16 protein-coding genes are annotated in these 17,526 nt (G+C 63.8%); 13 read left to right on the plus strand and 3 right to left on the minus strand.

Features of this window, described 5'->3' with window-relative positions:
• Positions 1-8: 8 nt before the first annotated feature.
• From odhB to D7325_RS08770, 11 genes are all read left to right on the plus strand, one after another.
• Complete coding sequence (gene odhB / locus D7325_RS08720) at positions 9-1,241, plus strand: 2-oxoglutarate dehydrogenase complex dihydrolipoyllysine-residue succinyltransferase (RefSeq protein ID WP_120995180.1); 1,233 nt, start codon at positions 9-11, stop codon at positions 1,239-1,241.
• Between the two features lie 61 nt (positions 1,242-1,302).
• Complete coding sequence (lpdA, locus tag D7325_RS08725) at positions 1,303-2,739, plus strand: dihydrolipoyl dehydrogenase (protein WP_120995181.1); 1,437 nt, start codon at positions 1,303-1,305, stop codon at positions 2,737-2,739.
• A gap of 214 nt (positions 2,740-2,953) precedes the next feature.
• Positions 2,954-4,120 (plus strand): ADP-forming succinate--CoA ligase subunit beta, encoded by a 1,167-nt coding sequence (gene sucC / locus D7325_RS08730; RefSeq protein ID WP_120995182.1) that lies wholly within the window; start codon positions 2,954-2,956, stop codon positions 4,118-4,120.
• The gene (sucD, locus tag D7325_RS08735) at positions 4,120-5,007 is read left to right on the plus strand and encodes a succinate--CoA ligase subunit alpha (RefSeq protein WP_120995183.1); all 888 of its coding nucleotides are present in this window, start codon (positions 4,120-4,122) and stop codon (positions 5,005-5,007) included. Before sucC ends, sucD begins: the two co-directional genes overlap by 1 nt.
• Before the next feature lie 103 nt (positions 5,008-5,110).
• The gene (gene brnQ, locus D7325_RS08740; protein WP_120995184.1) at positions 5,111-6,415 is read left to right on the plus strand and encodes a branched-chain amino acid transport system II carrier protein; all 1,305 of its coding nucleotides are present in this window, start codon (positions 5,111-5,113) and stop codon (positions 6,413-6,415) included.
• Between the two features lie 67 nt (positions 6,416-6,482).
• Positions 6,483-7,208, plus strand: coding sequence for a DUF599 domain-containing protein (locus tag D7325_RS08745; RefSeq protein WP_120995557.1), 726 nt, complete (start codon positions 6,483-6,485; stop codon positions 7,206-7,208).
• Between the two features lie 50 nt (positions 7,209-7,258).
• Positions 7,259-7,717 carry a PaaI family thioesterase gene (locus D7325_RS08750; protein WP_120995185.1) on the plus strand — a complete coding sequence of 153 codons (459 nt, stop codon included), beginning with the start codon at positions 7,259-7,261 and terminating at the stop codon, positions 7,715-7,717.
• On the plus strand, positions 7,714-8,160 hold the full coding sequence (locus D7325_RS08755) for a PaaI family thioesterase (RefSeq protein WP_120995186.1): 447 nt from the start codon (positions 7,714-7,716) through the stop codon (positions 8,158-8,160). Before D7325_RS08750 ends, D7325_RS08755 begins: the two co-directional genes overlap by 4 nt.
• Before the next feature lie 39 nt (positions 8,161-8,199).
• Complete coding sequence (locus D7325_RS08760) at positions 8,200-9,402, plus strand: MFS transporter (protein WP_120995187.1); 1,203 nt, start codon at positions 8,200-8,202, stop codon at positions 9,400-9,402.
• A gap of 103 nt (positions 9,403-9,505) precedes the next feature.
• A complete protein-coding gene (gene htpG / locus D7325_RS08765) occupies positions 9,506-11,410 on the plus strand; it encodes a molecular chaperone HtpG (RefSeq protein WP_120995558.1) in 1,905 nt (634 codons plus the stop codon).
• A 135-nt stretch (positions 11,411-11,545) separates the two neighbouring features.
• Positions 11,546-12,556 carry an amidohydrolase family protein gene (locus D7325_RS08770; protein WP_120995559.1) on the plus strand — a complete coding sequence of 337 codons (1,011 nt, stop codon included), beginning with the start codon at positions 11,546-11,548 and terminating at the stop codon, positions 12,554-12,556.
• 134 nt (positions 12,557-12,690) lie between these two features.
• Here the strand turns inward: D7325_RS08770 and D7325_RS08775 are convergent, their stop codons facing one another.
• Genes D7325_RS08775 through D7325_RS08785 form a run of 3 tightly spaced genes read right to left on the minus strand, consistent with a single transcriptional unit; the run spans position 12,691 to position 14,122 of the window.
• Positions 12,691-13,434, minus strand: a complete 744-nt coding sequence (locus D7325_RS08775; RefSeq protein WP_120995188.1) for an SDR family NAD(P)-dependent oxidoreductase — start codon at positions 13,432-13,434, stop codon at positions 12,691-12,693.
• 38 nt (positions 13,435-13,472) lie between these two features.
• Complete coding sequence (locus D7325_RS08780; RefSeq protein ID WP_120995189.1) at positions 13,473-13,694, minus strand: hypothetical protein; 222 nt, start codon at positions 13,692-13,694, stop codon at positions 13,473-13,475.
• Positions 13,695-13,717: 23 nt separating this feature from the next.
• Entirely contained in the window at positions 13,718-14,122 is a 405-nt protein-coding gene (locus D7325_RS08785) for a hypothetical protein (protein WP_245962055.1), read from the minus strand.
• Positions 14,123-14,214: 92 nt separating this feature from the next.
• Here D7325_RS08785 and norR point away from each other — a divergent pair, with 92 nt between their 5' ends.
• Positions 14,215-15,762 (plus strand): nitric oxide reductase transcriptional regulator NorR, encoded by a 1,548-nt coding sequence (gene norR / locus D7325_RS08790; RefSeq protein WP_120995191.1) that lies wholly within the window; start codon positions 14,215-14,217, stop codon positions 15,760-15,762.
• Between the two features lie 119 nt (positions 15,763-15,881).
• The gene (locus D7325_RS08795) at positions 15,882-17,507 is read left to right on the plus strand and encodes a methyl-accepting chemotaxis protein (protein ID WP_120995192.1); all 1,626 of its coding nucleotides are present in this window, start codon (positions 15,882-15,884) and stop codon (positions 17,505-17,507) included.
• The last annotated feature ends 19 nt before the right edge of the window (positions 17,508-17,526 follow it).

Consider the following 17,526-nt stretch of genomic DNA (forward strand, 5'->3'; position numbering starts at 1 on the left):
CCTGACTAATGGCCATCGAGATCAAAGCCCCAACGTTCCCCGAATCGGTTGCCGACGGCACCGTTGCTACCTGGCACAAGAAGCCGGGCGAAGCCGTCAAGCGCGACGAGCTGATCGTCGACATCGAGACGGATAAGGTCGTTATGGAGGTTCTCGCCGAGGCAGACGGCGTTCTGTCCGAGATCGTCAAGAACGAGGGCGACACCGTACTGAGCGGCGAATTGCTGGGCCGGCTCGATGCAGGCGCTACCGCATCGGCCGCCGCGCCTGCACCGGCTCAAGCCCAGGCGCCTGCCGCCGCGCCCGCTGCCGCCCCGTCCGAGGGTGGCGAAGACCCCATTCTGGCCCCGGCAGCGCGCAAGCTGGCCGAAGAGAACGGGATCGATCCCAACAGCATCCGCGGCACCGGCAAGGGCGGTCGCGTCACCAAGGAAGACGTGGTCGCGGCGGTGGAGGCCAAGAAGAGCGGTGCGTCCAGTGCTCCGGCGGGCAAGCCGTCCGCCCCGGCTGCAGCTGCACCGATCTTCGCTGCGGGCGACCGTGTCGAGAAGCGCGTTCCCATGACTCGCCTGCGCGCCAAGGTGGCCGAACGCCTGGTCGAGGCCCAGTCGTCGATGGCAATGCTGACGACCTTCAACGAAGTCAACATGAAGCCGATCATGGACCTTCGTTCGAAGTACAAGGATCTGTTCGAGAAGAAGCACAACGGTGTTCGCCTCGGCTTCATGTCCTTCTTCGTCAAGGCGGCGGTCGAAGCGCTCAAGCGCCAGCCGGGCGTTAACGCGTCCATCGACGGCAATGACATCGTCTACCACGGCTACCAGGACATCGGCGTCGCCGTTTCCAGCGATCGTGGCCTGGTAGTACCGGTGCTGCGCAATGCCGAGTTCATGAGCCTGGCGGAAATCGAAGGCGGCATCGCCGACTTCGGCAAGAAGGCCAAGGCCGGCAAGCTGACGATCGAAGACATGACCGGCGGCACCTTCACCATTTCCAATGGCGGAGTGTTCGGTTCGCTGCTTTCCACTCCGATCGTCAACCCGCCGCAGACTGCGATCCTGGGCATGCACAAGATCCAGGAGCGTCCGATGGCGGTGAATGGTCAGGTCGTGATCCTGCCGATGATGTACCTGGCCCTGTCCTACGACCATCGCCTGATCGATGGCAAGGAAGCGGTTACCTTCCTGGTAACCATGAAGGACCTGCTGGAAGACCCGGCTCGCCTGCTGCTGGACATCTGAGTCGCCGCCGCAGGCGTTCGCGCCTGCGGCGTCATGCCCGCTTTTGCGAAGAGGAATGAACATGAGCCAGAAATTCGACGTCATCGTGATCGGCGCCGGCCCCGGCGGCTACGTCGCCGCCATCCGCGCCGCTCAATTGGGACTGAAAACAGCCTGCATCGAGAAGTACCAGGGCAAGGAAGGCAAGACCGCACTGGGCGGTACCTGTCTCAACGTCGGCTGCATCCCGTCGAAGGCGCTGCTGGACAGCTCCTACAAGTTCCACGAGGCGCATGAAAGCTTCAACGTGCACGGCATCAGCACCGGCGAGGTGAAGATGGACGTGGCGACCATGATCGCGCGCAAGGACCAGATCGTTAAGAACCTCACCGGCGGCGTTGCTGCGCTGCTGAAGGCCAACGGCGTCACCGTCTTCGAGGGCCACGGCAAGCTGCTGGCCGGCAAGCAGGTCGAAGTGACCGGCCTGGACGGCGACAAGCAGACCCTGGCCGCGGACAACGTCATCCTGGCATCGGGCTCCAAGCCGGTCGATATTCCGCCGGCCCCGGTCGACCAGCAGGTCATCCTCGACTCCACCGGCGCCCTGGACATTCAGAGCGTACCGGCTCGCCTCGGTGTCATCGGCGCGGGCGTGATCGGCCTGGAGCTGGGTTCGGTCTGGGCCCGTCTGGGGTCCGACGTGACCGTCATCGAAGCGATGGACAAGTTCCTACCCGCCGCCGATGAGCAGATCGCGAAGGAAGCCTTCAAGGTCCTCACCAAGCAAGGCCTGAAGATCCGCCTCGGCGCGCGCGTTACCGGGTCAAAGGTCGATGGCAACCAGGTGACCGTCAACTTCACCGATGCCGACGGCGAGCAGAACCTGACCTTCGACAAGCTGATCGTCGCGGTTGGCCGTCGTCCGGTCACCACCGATCTGCTGGCGACCGACAGCGGCGTTGATCTCGACGAGCGTGGCTTTATCTTCGTCGACGACTACTGCGCAACCAGCGTACCGGGCGTATTCGCCATCGGTGACGTGGTGCGCGGCGCGATGCTGGCACACAAGGCGTCCGAAGAGGGCGTGATGGTTGCCGAGCGCATTGCCGGCCACAAGGCCCAGATGAACTACGACCTGATTCCGTCGGTCATCTACACCCACCCGGAAATCGCATGGGTCGGCAAATCCGAACAGGCCCTGAAAGCCGAGGGCGTCGAGCTGAACATCGGTACCTTCCCGTTCGCGGCCAGCGGACGCGCGATGGCGGCCAACGACACCACCGGCCTGGTCAAGGTCATCGCCGACGCCAAGACCGACCGTGTCCTGGGCGTTCATGTAATCGGCCCGAGCGCCGCCGAGCTGGTTCAGCAGGGCGCGATCGGCATGGAGTTCGGCACCAGTGCCGAAGACCTCGGCATGATGGTGTTCTCGCACCCGACGCTTTCCGAGGCGCTGCACGAGGCGGCCCTGGCCGTCAACGGTCACGCCATTCACGTGGCCAACCGCAAGAAACGCTAAACAATAAGAAAACATCGGCGGCTACCGTCGTGCTTCGGCACGCGGACACCGTCCGACTGTCGGTCTGGCAGTCATCACGGGGCGCTGTCGCCTGTCTCGAATCGAATGATCACGGTGCCGTGGTCATTCGACGCGTGGCGAGGACGCGTCCTGAAGGTGGCGCGGCTCACGCAGCGCCGAAAATGCGCAATACCAACGAAGACGGTAGAAAAGCATGAATCTTCACGAATATCAGGGTAAGCAGCTGTTCGCTGAGTACGGCCTGCCTGTTTCCAAGGGTTTCGCCGTAGACAGCCCGGACGAAGCGGCCGAGGCATGCGACAAGATTGGCGGTGACATGTGGGTCGTCAAAGCCCAGGTCCACGCGGGCGGCCGCGGCAAGGCCGGTGGCGTCAAGCTGGTCAAGAGCAAGGAAGAGGCCAAGGCCTTCGCCGCTCAGTGGCTCGGCAAGCGCCTGGTGACCTACCAGACGGACGCCAACGGGCAGCCGGTCAGCAAGATTCTGGTCGAATCCTGCACCGACATCGACAAGGAGCTGTACCTCGGCGCCGTGGTCGATCGTTCCAGCCGTCGTATCGTCTTCATGGCTTCTACCGAAGGTGGCGTCGAGATCGAGAAAGTCGCCCACGAGACGCCCGAGAAGATTCTCAAGGCCACCGTCGACCCGCTGGTTGGCGCTCAGCCTTCCCAGGGCCGTGAGCTGGCATTCCAGCTGGGCCTGCAAGGCGACCAGATCAAGCAGTTCACCAACATCTTCGTCGGCCTGGCCAAGCTGTTCCAGGACTACGACCTCGCCCTGCTCGAGATCAATCCGCTGGTGATCAAGAAGGACGGCAACCTGCACTGCCTGGACGCCAAGATCAACATCGACGGCAACGCCATGTACCGCCAGCCGAAGCTGCGCGCGATGCACGACCCGTCGCAGGACGACGCCCGTGAAGCCCATGCGCAGAAGTTCGAGCTGAACTACGTCGCGCTGGAAGGCAACATCGGCTGCATGGTCAACGGCGCCGGTCTGGCGATGGGCACCATGGACATCGTCAACCTGCACGGCGGCAAGCCGGCCAACTTCCTGGACGTCGGTGGCGGCGCGACCAAGGAGCGCGTGACCGAAGCGTTCAAGATCATCCTGTCCGACAGCAACGTGAAGGCCGTTCTGGTGAACATCTTCGGCGGCATCGTGCGCTGCGACATGATCGCCGAAGGCATCATCGGTGCGGTGAAGGAAGTCGGCGTGAAAGTGCCGGTGGTCGTTCGCCTCGAAGGCAACAACGCGGAGCTGGGCGCCAAGGTCCTGGCCGAAAGCGGTCTGAACATCATCGCGGCAACCAGCCTGACCGACGCTGCCCAGCAAGTCGTCAAGGCCGCGGAGGGTAAGTAATGAGCGTCCTGATCAATAAAGACACCAAAGTCATCTGCCAGGGTTTCACCGGAAGCCAGGGTACCTTCCATAGCGAGCAGGCCATCGCCTACGGCACCCAGATGGTCGGCGGCGTGACCCCCGGCAAGGGCGGCACCACTCACCTCGGCCTGCCGGTGTTCAACACCGTCAAGGAAGCGGTCGAAGCGACCGGCGCCGACGCGTCGGTGATCTACGTTCCGGCTCCGTTCTGCAAGGACTCCATCCTGGAAGCGGCGTTCGGCGGCATCAAGCTAATCGTATGCATCACCGAAGGCATCCCGACCCTCGACATGCTGGACTGCAAGGTCAAGTGCGATGAGCTGGGCGTCCGCCTTATCGGGCCGAACTGCCCGGGCGTCATCACCCCCGGCGAGTGCAAGATCGGCATCATGCCCGGTCACATCCACCTGCCGGGCAAGGTCGGCATCGTGTCGCGTTCCGGGACCCTGACCTATGAAGCGGTCAAGCAGACCACCGACGCCGGCTTCGGTCAGTCGACCTGCGTCGGTATCGGCGGCGACCCGATTCCGGGCTCCAACTTCATCGACATCCTGAAGCTGTTCCAGGACGATCCCAAGACCGAAGCGATCGTCATGATCGGCGAGATCGGTGGTTCGGCCGAGGAAGATGCCGCGGCCTACATCAAGGCCAACGTCACCAAGCCGGTCGTGTCCTACATCGCGGGCGTCACCGCACCGCCCGGAAAGCGCATGGGCCATGCCGGCGCCATCATTTCCGGTGGCAAGGGCACTGCGGACGAGAAGTTCGCCGCCCTGCAGGATGCTGGTGTGAAGACCGTGCGTTCGCTGGCCGACATCGGTAAGGCACTCGCCGAGCTGACCGGTTGGGAAATGAAGAAGGCCTAAGCGCCTGCTTCACACAAAGGGCCACCTTCGGGTGGCCCTTTGCATTACGGACCGGACGACGCTCTGGCAGTCTCCGGCAATTCACCTGCGGTAAGAATTTTCGATGACTCGTTTGAAAGGCTACGATGTCGTGGCACTGGGTTTCATGACCTTCGCGCTGTTCCTGGGCGCGGGGAACATCATCTTCCCGCCAAGCGCCGGTATGGCGGCTGGCAGCGAACTCTGGATCACCGCCATCGGCTTCCTGCTGACCGGGGTGGGGCTCCCTCTGTTGACGGTGGTGGCGCTCGCCCGTGTCGGCGGTGGGATGGATCAACTGACTTCGCCCATCGGCCGAATAGCGGGTGTGGCGCTCGCCGTGGCGGTGTACCTCGCGATCGGCCCGCTGTTCGCGACGCCGCGCACGGCGGTTGTCTCCTTCGAGATGGGCATCGTGCCGTTCACCGGCGTGTCCGACATGGCGCTGCTGGTGTTCAGCTGCCTCTACTTCGGCCTGGTGCTGTTTCTATCGCTGACGCCGGGCGAATTGGTCGACAGGGTAGGGAAGTTCATCACGCCGCTGTTGATCGTCGCCTTGCTGCTGCTGGGTGGCGCCGCGATCTTCATGCCGGTCGGGCCTGTCGGTGTGCCGGCACCGGACTATGCCCGCGCGCCGTTCACCAAGGGTTTTCTCGATGGCTACCTGACGATGGATACGCTGGGCGCGCTGGTGTTCGGCATCGTGATCACGACCGCCGTCCAGAGCCGCGGCATTCGCGAACCTCGGCTGATCACCCGATATACGATCGTGGCGGGCCTCATGGCCGCGGCTGGGCTCTCGTTGGTTTACCTCGCGCTGTTCTACCTTGGGGCAACCAGTCATGAGATCGCCGCCGGCGCTGAAAACGGCGTGCAGATCCTGACCGCCTATGTCGATCACCGTTTCGGGCTGGCCGGCAACCTGTTGCTCGCCGTGGTGATCACGCTCGCCTGCCTGACGACTGCCGTTGGCCTGGTGACGGCCTGCGGCGAGTATTTCAGCGCGCTGCTGCCGGTGTCCTATCGAACCGTCGTCGTGGTGTTTTCGGCGTTCAGCCTGCTGGTCTCGAACCAGGGCTTGACCCAGCTGATCAGCGTTTCGGTGCCGGTGTTGGTCGGTCTGTATCCGCTGGCAATCGTGCTGGTCGGGCTGAGCCTGATGAGCCGGTGGTGGCGGCGACCGTCGACCGTGTTCGTTCCGGTCATGGCGGTGACGCTGGTATTCGGCATTGCCGATGGATTCGCAGCGGCCGGACTGAACGCGGTGGTGCCGGCGTTCTTCACCCAGCTGCCGCTGGCCGACAAGAGCCTGGGCTGGCTCGTGCCGGTCATGCTCACGCTCGTGGTCGCCGCTGTCATCGATCGGCTACGCCCAACGCATCCGGCCTGATATCGGCTGCGTGAACGACACGGCGGCGCACTATACTCGCCGCCGTGTCATCACCCGCGGGGACAACATGACTGACAGTGCTCATCTGTGGCCGCATCTGCTGGCGGTCGTCTGGTTCGTTCTGTGCTGGGCCGGCTATACCCGTTACGCCGGCTGGCGTGCGCGGGATACGGCCTGCCTGGCGAGCGTGCTGCACCTGTACCGGGAAGACTGGATGCAGCGGATGCTGCTGCGCGACAACCGGATTGCCGACGCCAACGTCATTGGCAATCTCGAGCGTAACGCCTCCTTCTTCGCGTCGAGCACGCTGATCATCCTGGCTGGCATCCTGACGGCGCTCGGCGCGTCCGATCGAGCGGTGTCGCTGCTGGCCGATCTGCCGTTCGTGCAACCGGCCAGCCGTGGCCTGTCGGAAGTGAAGTTGCTGTGCCTCGCGATTGTTTTCGTCTATGCGTTCTTCACCTTCAGTTGGTGCATGCGCCAATACAACTTCGCCGCCGTGCTGGTGGGCTCGGCGCCGATGGTGGGCGAGCGGAATGTCAGCGACCTTGAGCGCAAGGCCTTCGCCCAGCGCACGGCGCGCGTGATCTCGATGGCGGCCAACCAGTTCAACTTCGGCCTGAGGGCGTATTACTTCGGAATGTCTGTGCTCTCGTGGTTCGTCAGCCCCTGGTTCTTCATGGTGGTGGCGACCGGCGTCGTGCTGATCCTCTACCGGCGGGAATTTCATTCCGACGTGCTGAGCGTCATGGTGTATACGCCGACCTTGAGCAGCGAGGCGATCAAGGAATAGGTCGCAACCGGGCGTGCGGCTAAGATGCCCGGCCTTGAACGGAGTGAGTGATGAGTGACGAACTGATCCTGCAGCGCACCCGGCAATTCCTTGCCTGCCTGCGCCATTGCCAGGTGCTGGGCCTCAGCGTCCAGCATGCCGACCGGAATGTGCTCACGCTGCGCCTGCCCTATAGCGAAAAGATCATCGGCAATCCCGAGACGGGCGGGATTCATGGCGGAGCCATCACGACGTTGATGGACACCACATGCGGCATCTCGACGGCGTGTGCGCTGCCGGAGCTGGAAATCTGCCCCACGCTCGATCTGCGCATCGACTACATGCATCCGGCCGAACCGGGCAAGGACGTGTTCGGCTTTGCCGAATGCTACCGAGTCACGCCGACGGTGATCTTTACCCGCGGCGTTGCCTATCAGGACGACATCGACCAGCCGATCGCCCATGTCGTCGGCACCTTCATGCGGATGGGGCGCCAGGGGCATCCGGCGGCAGGAGGGCAGAACGCGTGAACGGGCGGACTTTGCATGACCTGGTCAGCCAGGCCCACGCCAGCAACGACTATGACGCACTGATCAAGCTGGTGCCCTATGCCCAGCTGATCGGCATCGAGTGCCTGCGCCTGGGCGACGAGATGGTCTTCCGGTTGCCGCAAAACACGGAAAACATCGGTAACCCGATGCTGCCCGCCTTGCATGGCGGCGTCATCGCCGGGTTCATGGAGCATGCCGCGATGCTGCACCTGCTGATGTTCATGGGTGCGCCACATTTGCCGAAAATCATCGACTTCTCGATAGATTACCTACGAGCCGGTCACTATCGTGACACCTTCGCTGCTTGCCAGGTCTGGCGACAGGGGCGGCGGGTTGCCAATGTCTCGATAACGGCCTGGCAAACCCGCCAGAGCGAGCCCATCGCCACCGCACGTTGCCATTTCAAGGTCGACGAGCCCTGAGCCCAGCGCGGCGATTTCATCGACTCTGGGATACTTCGAATGGATGCCTTGCTCATTCTGAGCGGCCTGCTGCTCATGCTGGCCGGCCTGGTATGGCTGATCAGCCTTGCCTTTCAACGCAGCCTGCTATGGGGCTGCGCCAGCCTTCTGCCGCCAGGACTGCTGCTGTACCTCTTTCGCGACTGGAACCGAGCCCGCAGGGCCATGCTGGTGTTCTGCCTGGGCTTCGTCCCGTTGATCGTCGGTGTCTCGCTGCTGGCGAACCGTGATGCCGAGCGCTTCGCAGCGCTGCTCAGCCTTCAGTGGTTACGCCTGCCGGCCGACGAAACCGGCCAGGCACTCACCGGCACCTTTCGCGGTGAGTCCTTCGCCCCGACGCTGGCCGAGCTCGAGGGGCGAACGCTGATGCTGCGCCAGGGCACCGAGGGCCAGGCGATGCGCGAGGTAACGATCCAGTTGCCCGAAGAGCCGGGTAGCACCGTGCGCCTGGGCGTGCTGCCAACCGATCGCGGCGCGCTGCCGGTGGTCGAGCTGCGGTGGCGCGAGTCGGAATTCGGCGAACCGAAGGTTCAACGCTTCGACCGTGGCTATACCCTGCACCTGGACCTGACGGCCGAAGCGCCTCGCACGATGGCGGGCGATTTCCACCTCGTGCTTCCGCCGGCGTCCGATACCAGCCTGAGCGGCCAGGTGAAACTGGCTAGCGATGCGCTCGCTGCGATGCCCCCGGATCGTACCGTCGACTCCGACCAGACGCTGGCCTACGTCGTGCTCGACCATCTGCAGCGTCGCTACGCCACCGAGCGGATCGAGCTGGCGCCGTTGCCGCCGGTGCAATGGCCGGCGACGCAGGTCCGCCTGACGGTGGACGCGCGCATCGATGGCCAGGCGCGGCGGCTGACGCTCGAGCTGACGAAAGCCACCGACGGCTGGCAGGTGTCCACGGATGGTCAACGCGTCAGGCCTGCCCGCGTTGCGGCGCCGGCCGTTCCGGAGACGCCACAGGCGCTTCACGCGACCCGTGACGATCCGCTCCTGCTGGAAACGGTCCTCCGACATCCCGAGCGTTTCCTGCACCAGCGGCTGCGCGCGCATACCGAGCGAGGCGGCGTCGCTTCCGGCACTTTCGCCGGGCTCGATGCCGAGGGCCGGCTTTCGATACTGCGCTCCCGCGAAGGCCCGGGGCAGGCCGCCTATGTCCTGTCGCCCGGTGAAATCGTGCTGCTGGAACGGCTCGACTGACGAACGGGTTTAAGGCGTGCGGCTTGAAATCCCGCACGCCGGCCCCATCTGCGTGACATCGCCGCTTTGCGGTTGCCTTCGACCACGTGGAGTTCTGATGACCATGAGTGTGGAAACTCAAAAAGAAACCCTGGGCTTCCAGACCGAGGTGAAGCAACTGCTTCACCTGATGATTCATTCGCTGTATTCGAACAAGGAAATCTTCCTTCGCGAGCTGATTTCCAATGCCTCGGATGCCGCCGACAAACTGCGCTTCGAAGCGCTCGCGCGACCGGAGCTGCTCGAGGGTGGGGCGGACCTGAAGATCCGCATCAGCTTCGACAAGGACGCCCGGACCATCACCCTCGAAGATAACGGTATCGGCATGAGCCGCGAGGATGTGATCACCCACCTCGGGACCATCGCCAAGTCCGGCACCGCCGATTTCCTCAAGAATCTGTCCGGCGACCAGAAGAAGGATTCGCACCTGATCGGCCAGTTTGGTGTCGGCTTCTACTCCGCCTTCATCGTTGCCGACCAGGTGGATGTCTACAGCCGTCGTGCCGGTATGCCGGCCAGCGAAGGTGTGCATTGGTCGTCCCGTGGCGAGGGCGAGTTCGAAGTCGCCACGGTCGATAAACCGGAGCGTGGCACGCGCATCGTTCTGCATCTCAAGGCCGAGGAGAGCGAATTCGCCGATGGCTGGCGCCTGCGCAATGTCATCAAGAAGTACTCCGACCACATCGCGCTGCCCATCGAGTTGCCGAAAGAGCATCACGGCGAGGAGAAGGACGAGCCGGTCGAGCCCGAGTGGGAAACCGTCAACCGCGCCAGTGCGCTCTGGACCCGTCCACGCGCCGAGGTGAAGGACGAGGAGTATCAGGAGTTCTACAAGCACGTCGCCCACGACTTCGAGAATCCGCTGGCGTGGAGCCACAACAAGGTCGAGGGCAAGCTCGAATACACCTCGCTGCTGTACGTGCCCGGCCGTGCGCCGTTCGACCTGTATCACCGCGAAGCGCCGAGAGGGCTGAAGCTCTATGTCCAGCGCGTGTTCATCATGGATCAGGCCGACGAATTCCTGCCGCTGTACCTGCGGTTCATCAAGGGTGTGGTCGATTCCAACGACCTGTCGCTGAACGTCTCCCGCGAGATCCTGCAGAAGGACCCGGTCATCGATTCGATGAAGTCGGCCCTGACCAAGCGGGTGCTGGACATGCTGGAGAAGCTCGCGAAGGACAAGCCAGACGACTACAAAACCTTCTGGAAAGCCTTTGGCCAGGTCCTCAAGGAAGGCCCCGCCGAGGACTTCGCCAACAAGGAGAAGATCGCCGGCCTGCTGCGGTTCGCCTCGACGACGGATGCCAGCGGCGAGCAGTCGGTTTCGCTCGGCGACTACATCGGGCGCATGAAGGACGGCCAGGACAAGATCTATTACCTCACCGGCGAATCCCATGCCCAGGTGAAGAACAGCCCGCACCTTGAAGTCTTCCGCAAGAAGGGCATCGAAGTGCTGCTGCTGACCGATCGCATCGACGAGTGGCTGATGAGCTACCTCACCGAGTTCGACGGCAAGTCGTTCGTTGACGTTGCGCGCGGCGACCTGGACCTTGGCAAGCTCGATACCGAGGAAGACAAGAAGGCCCAGGAGCAAGTGGCCAAGGCGAAGGAGGGGCTCGTCGAGCGCCTGAAGCAGGTGCTGGGTGAGCAGGTCGCCGAGGTGCGGGTCTCGCATCGACTGACCGACTCGCCCGCGATCCTTGCGATCGGCGAGCAGGATCTGGGCTTGCAGATGCGCCAGATTCTCGAGGCCAGCGGTCAGAAGGTGCCTGAGTCCAAGCCGATCTTCGAGATCAACCCGGAACACCCGCTGATCGAGAAGCTCGATGCCGAACCGGATGAAGACCGCTTCGGCGACCTGACGCACATCCTGTTCGATCAGGCCGCGCTCGCGGCAGGCGACAGCCTGAAGGACCCGGCGGCCTATGTTCAGCGGCTGAACAAGCTGTTGGTGGAAATGTCGGCCTGACCCCAGTGGCTGGAAAAGACCCGCTTCGAGCGGGTCTTTTCGTTTCCGGCTCCGGCCCCGGCGTGCATGACGGCTGAACGAGCGCAGGCGCGCCGGTGTCTACGCAGCGTCTTTCTCGAGGATGCACGCTTGTTCATGTTCCGCTTCGCCTTGCCTTTCTGCCTTGCCCTTGCAGCACCCGTAGTCGCCAGTGAATACCGTTTTAGCGATGCCCATCTGCACTACGTGGATTTCTTCCAGGAGTCCGACGGCATCACACGACTCGTCAAGGCCATGGACGAGGCTGGCATCGACCACGCCATGATCAGCGGTATCTCGGTAGCCAAGAAGTGGCATGAAGACGAGCCCAAGCGGCCCCGCTACTACGCCGGGGATGATGCGGGGGCCTACTGGTTCAGCGCGACCGATGTGTTCGTCCATGATGCGGTTACCAGCCTGCCGGAAGAACAGCAGAAGCGCTTTCATCCCTTCCTGACCGGCTTCAATCCGACCGACAAGAATGCCGACGCACACATCCGGCGCATGCTGGAACTGCACCCTGGTTTCTGGCAGGGCATCGGTGAGATTTTCACCCGCCACGATGACCTCACGGCGCTCACCTATGGCGACACCCCGCGCGCCAATAACGAAGCCCTGGCCCGTGTCTATCACCTGGCGGCTGAGTACGACCTGCCCGTGATGGTGCACTCCAACATCACCTCCAAGCGCGAGCGTAACCCGCTGTACCTGGAGGAGATCGAGGAGCCGCTGCGCAACCATCCGCATGTCCGCTTCATCTGGGCGCACGCCGGAACCAGCATGGAAATTCATCGCCATCAGGAGAAGCTCGATTTCCTGCTGCAAACCGTGACACGGCTGCTCGCCGACTACCCGAATCTCTATATCGACCTGTCATGGACGATGCTCCACCCCTATCTGCTGGACGAAAACGAGCAGCCCGATCCCAGATGGGTAGCGTTGATCGAGAAGTACCCGACGCGTTTCATGCTGGGCTCCGATGTAGTGGGCAGCTTCGATAACCTCGGCAAGGCGATGCACGCGTTCGTCCCGTTTCTCGACGCGCTTGAGGACGACACGGCGCGCGGCGTGGCACGGGACAACTTCCTCGACATCCTGCCGCGACGCCGCCAGGCCGAGGTCCATTGAGGCGCGACGGTGACGGCGTGGGCCGCCCGCTTCGCGCTTGAATCCACCCGACGGCTGGTGCGCTGCGGCAGCAGGCGCTTCGATTCTCGGGCGGTATCGGCTCCGTTGGTAGCTCGGTTTTTGTGGATGACGCCTTACGCCAGGGTGTAGCCCTTATCGACGACCCAGTCCTGGCCATAGACGCCACGGGCGCCTTGGGACAGCTGGAACAACACGACGTCCGCCACGGCGTCTGCCTCGAGAAAGCCGCCGCCGAGCAGGCGCGGATCGACAGCCTCGGAGACGCCGGCAAGCGCATCCGGCGTCAGGCCAAGCTTGCCCCAGATGGCGGTGGCGGTAGGGCCAGGTGACACGGTGTTGATGCGAATGCCCGAAGCCGCCAGCTCTACGGCAAGCGTACGCGCCTGTGCGATGAGGGCTGCCTTGGTTGCGATGTAGGCGCCGAGCCCCGGAAAGCTGCGGTTGGCCAGGAAGGTGCCGATGAACACCACGGCCGCGTCCTCGCAAAGATGTGGGCGAAGCGCCGCCAGCGTGTTCAACGCGCCCGCCCCATTGACCGACCACTGCCGCTCGAAGGCCGCGCAATCCAGCGCATCGGCCAGTTCGGCAACGCCGGCATTGGGCACGACGCAGGCGACCGGGCCGATCCGGCGAGCCATTTCGGCCAGTTCGGCGAGATCGTCCGGGCGGGTGACATTGCCATCGAAAGTGATCAGCTGCCCGTACGACTCGGCCGCGAGCGGCGCCAGTGCGTCGGTGCTGCGCGCCATCGCGATGACCCGTGCGCCTTGCTCCAGTAGTCGGCGGGTGACCGCCAGGCCGATCCCGGAGCTGGCGCCCGTGACGACGCACAGACGGCCCGCGAATTCATTGCTCATCGATAGGTTCCTTTGGGCTGTAATTGCGCAGCGCGTTATCAGGCGAATCGGGCCTGACGACTGGCCGCCAGGCGCATCACGTAGCCGATCTTCACCAGCGAAGGGCCAAGAATGGTCAGCGCATGGGCCAGCACGATGGCCGGCAGCGTCAGGCTGCCATCCAGCACGTAAGCGCCCAGGACGCCGACGAGCAGCAGGCCGAGGCCACTGCTCATCAGCAGATTGGCGAGGCGGTTTAGGGCAATGGGGTCGTGGCGCATGGCGGTACTCCTCGATTGATCGATCAATGTTCCGGCACGATGCGAATGCCGTTGCGCGTGACCAGGTCGCCGGCGGCGAAACGCGCATTCGGCGAACGAACCACCTCGCGATCGCCCGAAGCCGATTCGACGACATAGGCCGGCTCGCTCAGTCCGCTTTCGGCCTGCGCGGCGCGTCCTAGCCAGAAACCGGCGCCGCCGCCGACGAGTGCACCGATCGGTCCGCCTACCGCACCACCGGCCATGACTCCGCTGAGTACGCCGATGGCTCCCCCTGCGGTGTTGTCGGAAACTTCCTCGACGACGCGATCGGCGTGCGCGGACGAGGCGATGAAGGCGAGGGACAGAACGGCGAAAGGCAGAATGTTGCGCATGTGGGAAACCCTGTTGGTGTGTTGGTGTTTCCTGTCTTTCATCAAACGTGCCAACACGCAAACCGCGTAAATTGGGGCTTAGCGGCAAGGTGTGTGTCGTTTAGACTCGCACCGGTTCGAGTCGAAATGACTTATTTGGAGTCGAAATGACTGCTTCCACCCCGTTGATTCAGGTGCTCCTGCCACTGATCGATGATCTCGCGCGCGAGTTGCCCGAAGCCGAGCGTTACCGCCGGCTGCTCGATGCGTTGTTCTCGCTCATGCCGTGCGATGCCATTGCGTTGCTCAAGCTCGAAGGCGATCAGCTGGTACCGCTCGCTGCCATCGGCTTGAGCGCCGATGTCTTGGGGCGCCGCTTCCAGATCGCCGACCATCCGCGCTTCGCCGCCTTGTTGCAGGCGCGTGGAGCGACGCGGTTCGCGGCCGACTGTGGCCTCGCCGATCCCTACGATGGCCTGGTCGCCTGTCACTCAGGCCATCTGGAGGTGCACGATTGCCTGGGATGCCCGCTGTTCATCGATGACCGGCCCTGGGGGCTGCTCACGCTCGACTCGCTCGATCCGGCGCGCTTCGGGCAGATCGCGCTGGAGAACCTGGAAGCGGTGGCGCGCCTGGCCGCCGCGACGGTGAAGGCGGGCGAGCGCATGAGCAGTCTCGCCCGGCGGGTCGAGGACGAGCATGAGCTCGCCGAGCGCTTCCGCGAGGTTGCTGGCATGGCGCAACGGATCGAACTGATCGGCCAGAGCGAGGCGATGGCGCGCCTGCTGGGTGAAATCCGGCTGGTTTCCGAAAGCGATCTCACGGTACTGATCAGCGGGGAAACCGGGGTCGGCAAGGAGCTGGTCGCGCAGTCCATCCACGCGCAGTCGTCTCGTGCGCGCCGTCCGTTGATCAGCCTCAACTGCGCCGCGCTGCCGGAAACGCTGGTGGAAAGCGAGCTGTTCGGTCACGTGCGCGGTGCGTTCTCGGGCGCCGTGGGCGAGCGGAGCGGCAAGTTCGAACTGGCGGACGGGGGCACGCTGTTCCTCGACGAAGTCGGCGAAATGCCGTTGCCGATACAGGCCAAGCTCTTGCGCGTATTGCAGAGCGGCCAGTTGCAGCGTGTCGGCTCGGACCGCGAGCATCGCGTCGATGTACGCGTGCTCGCGGCCACCAACCGCGACCTTGCCGACGAGGTGAGGGCAGGGCGCTTTCGTGCCGACCTTTACCACCGCCTGAGCGTCTATCCGCTGCATGTGCCGCCCCTGCGCGAGCGTGGACGCGACGTGCTGTTGCTGGCCGGTAACTTTCTCGAGCACAACCGGCCGCGGCTTCGCGTCGATAGCCTGCGCTTGTCAGCCGAGGCGCAGGCGGCGCTGCTCGGCTATGAGTGGCCCGGGAATGTCAGGGAGCTGGAGCATCTGATCGGCCGGGCGTGCCTCAAGGCCCTGGCGCGCCACCCGCAGCGGCCGAAGATACTGAGCCTCACGGCCGCTGACCTCGATCTGCCCGCGGCGATGCCGACCGTGCTGCCAGTCGCGGCCGTTCATGAAATGCCGCTCATGCCGCTGCGTGACGCCACTGATGCCTACCAGCGACAGCTCATATCGATCGCACTGGAACGGCATGCCGGCAACTGGGCCGCGACTGCACGCGCGCTCGGCCTGGACAGGGCCAATCTCAATCGTCTGGCTGCCCGACTTGGTATCAAATAGCCATGCGGCAAGTTGGCGCCATTTGTTTGGCTGCCTAAAGTTTCAGCTTGTATGGCCCGATAAAAGAGACAGGACGGCGCCGGGGAAGGCCGCCGACCACTTTTATTGGAGTAGTAGAGATGTTTCTCCGGAATCTGAAGGTTTCATATCGCTTCGCGCTGGGCTTCGGCCTGATCGCGTTGCTCGTATTGGTGCTCGGCGTCGTCGCTACGGCCCGAATGGCGGACATGCGCAAGGAATCGCTCGAGGTCGACCAGAACTGGTTGCCGAGCATTACCGCGCTGGGCGAGTTGAGTACCGCGACGATGCGGCTGCGGGCACTCACCATGCGAGCCCTGGTGCAGCAGGATCCACAACAGCTTGCCGGCACGCTACAAACCTTGACGCAACTCGATGAACAGGTCGACGCCAAGAATGCGGCCTACCGGGAGCGCGTCACGATCGACAGCGAGCGCCAGGCCTATCAGCGATTCGATCAGGCGCTGGCCGGTTACCTGCCGATCCAGCGGGAGATCGTGCGACTTGTAACGGCTGGGCAGCGTGACGAGGCTATCGAGTTGCAGAATGGCCCGATCAATGGCCATGCGGACCAGATGACCGCTGCGCTCAGGGAGCTGCTGGAGATCAACCGCAACGAGGCGGCCGCGGCCGCGGCGCGCTCTGGCGCCGTCTACGAAAGCGCGATCACGCTGGTCATCGGTGCCATCCTGGTCACCGCGTTGCTCACCATCGTGCTGGCCTGGTCGTTCACCCGCAGCATCGTCCAGCCGCTCAACGAGGCGGTTACCCTCGCCGAAGCCGTGGCTGGAGGGGATCTGACCCAGACCATCGAGGTGACCGGCAAGGACGAGCCCGCGCGACTGCTCGCGGCCCTGCGGACGATGCAGGGAAGCCTGCGCGATACCATCCAGAACATTTCGCACTCGTCCAATCAACTGGCTTCCGCCGCGGAAGAGCTGAACGCCGTGACCGAGGATTCGACCCGTGGCCTGCATCAGCAGAACCACGAGATCGAGCAGGCCGCAGCCGCCGTCAACGAGATGACCACGGCGGTCGATGAGGTGGCGCGCAATGCGGTGGCCACTTCGGAATCCTCGCGTGATTCGGATCGCATCGCCCAGCAAGGCCGCCAGCAGGTGATCAAGACCGTGTCGTCGATCGACCTCCTGGCCAATGACGTCACGGCAACGTCCGGCGAGGTCGGCCAACTGGCGGACAAGGTGCGGGACATTTCGCAGGTGCTCGACGTGATCCGCTCCATCGCCGAGCAGACCAACCTGTTGGCGCTCAATGCCGCGATCGAGGCCGCCCGGGCCGGCGAGGCGGGCCGCGGCTTCGCGGTGGTCGCGGACGAGGTGAGGGCATTGGCCCATCGGACCCAGCAATCCACCCATGAGATCGAGCAGATGATCGGTGGTGTGCAGCAGGGTGCCGAGAAAGCGGTCAGCGCGATGCAGTCGAGCAACGAGCGCGCCCGCAGTACCCTCGACGTCGCCAAGGCGGCGGGTGATGCGCTGGATGAGATCGCTCGCGCCATCAGCGAGATCAGCGAGCGTAACCTGGTGATCGCCAGCGCTTCGGAGGAACAGGCCCAGGTGGCGCGCGAAGTCGACAAGAATCTTGTCAACATCCGCGACCTGTCGCTGCAGAGCTCGGCGGGCGCCAATCAGACGAGCGCCGCGAGCCAAGAGCTGGCCAGGCTTGCGGTCGACCTCAACGGACTGGTCGCTCGCTTCCGCCTGTAATCGCGTAGCCGCCTCGAAC

It is taken from the genome of Stutzerimonas urumqiensis (assembly GCF_003640395.1).
Lineage (GTDB): Bacteria > Pseudomonadota > Gammaproteobacteria > Pseudomonadales > Pseudomonadaceae > Stutzerimonas > Stutzerimonas urumqiensis.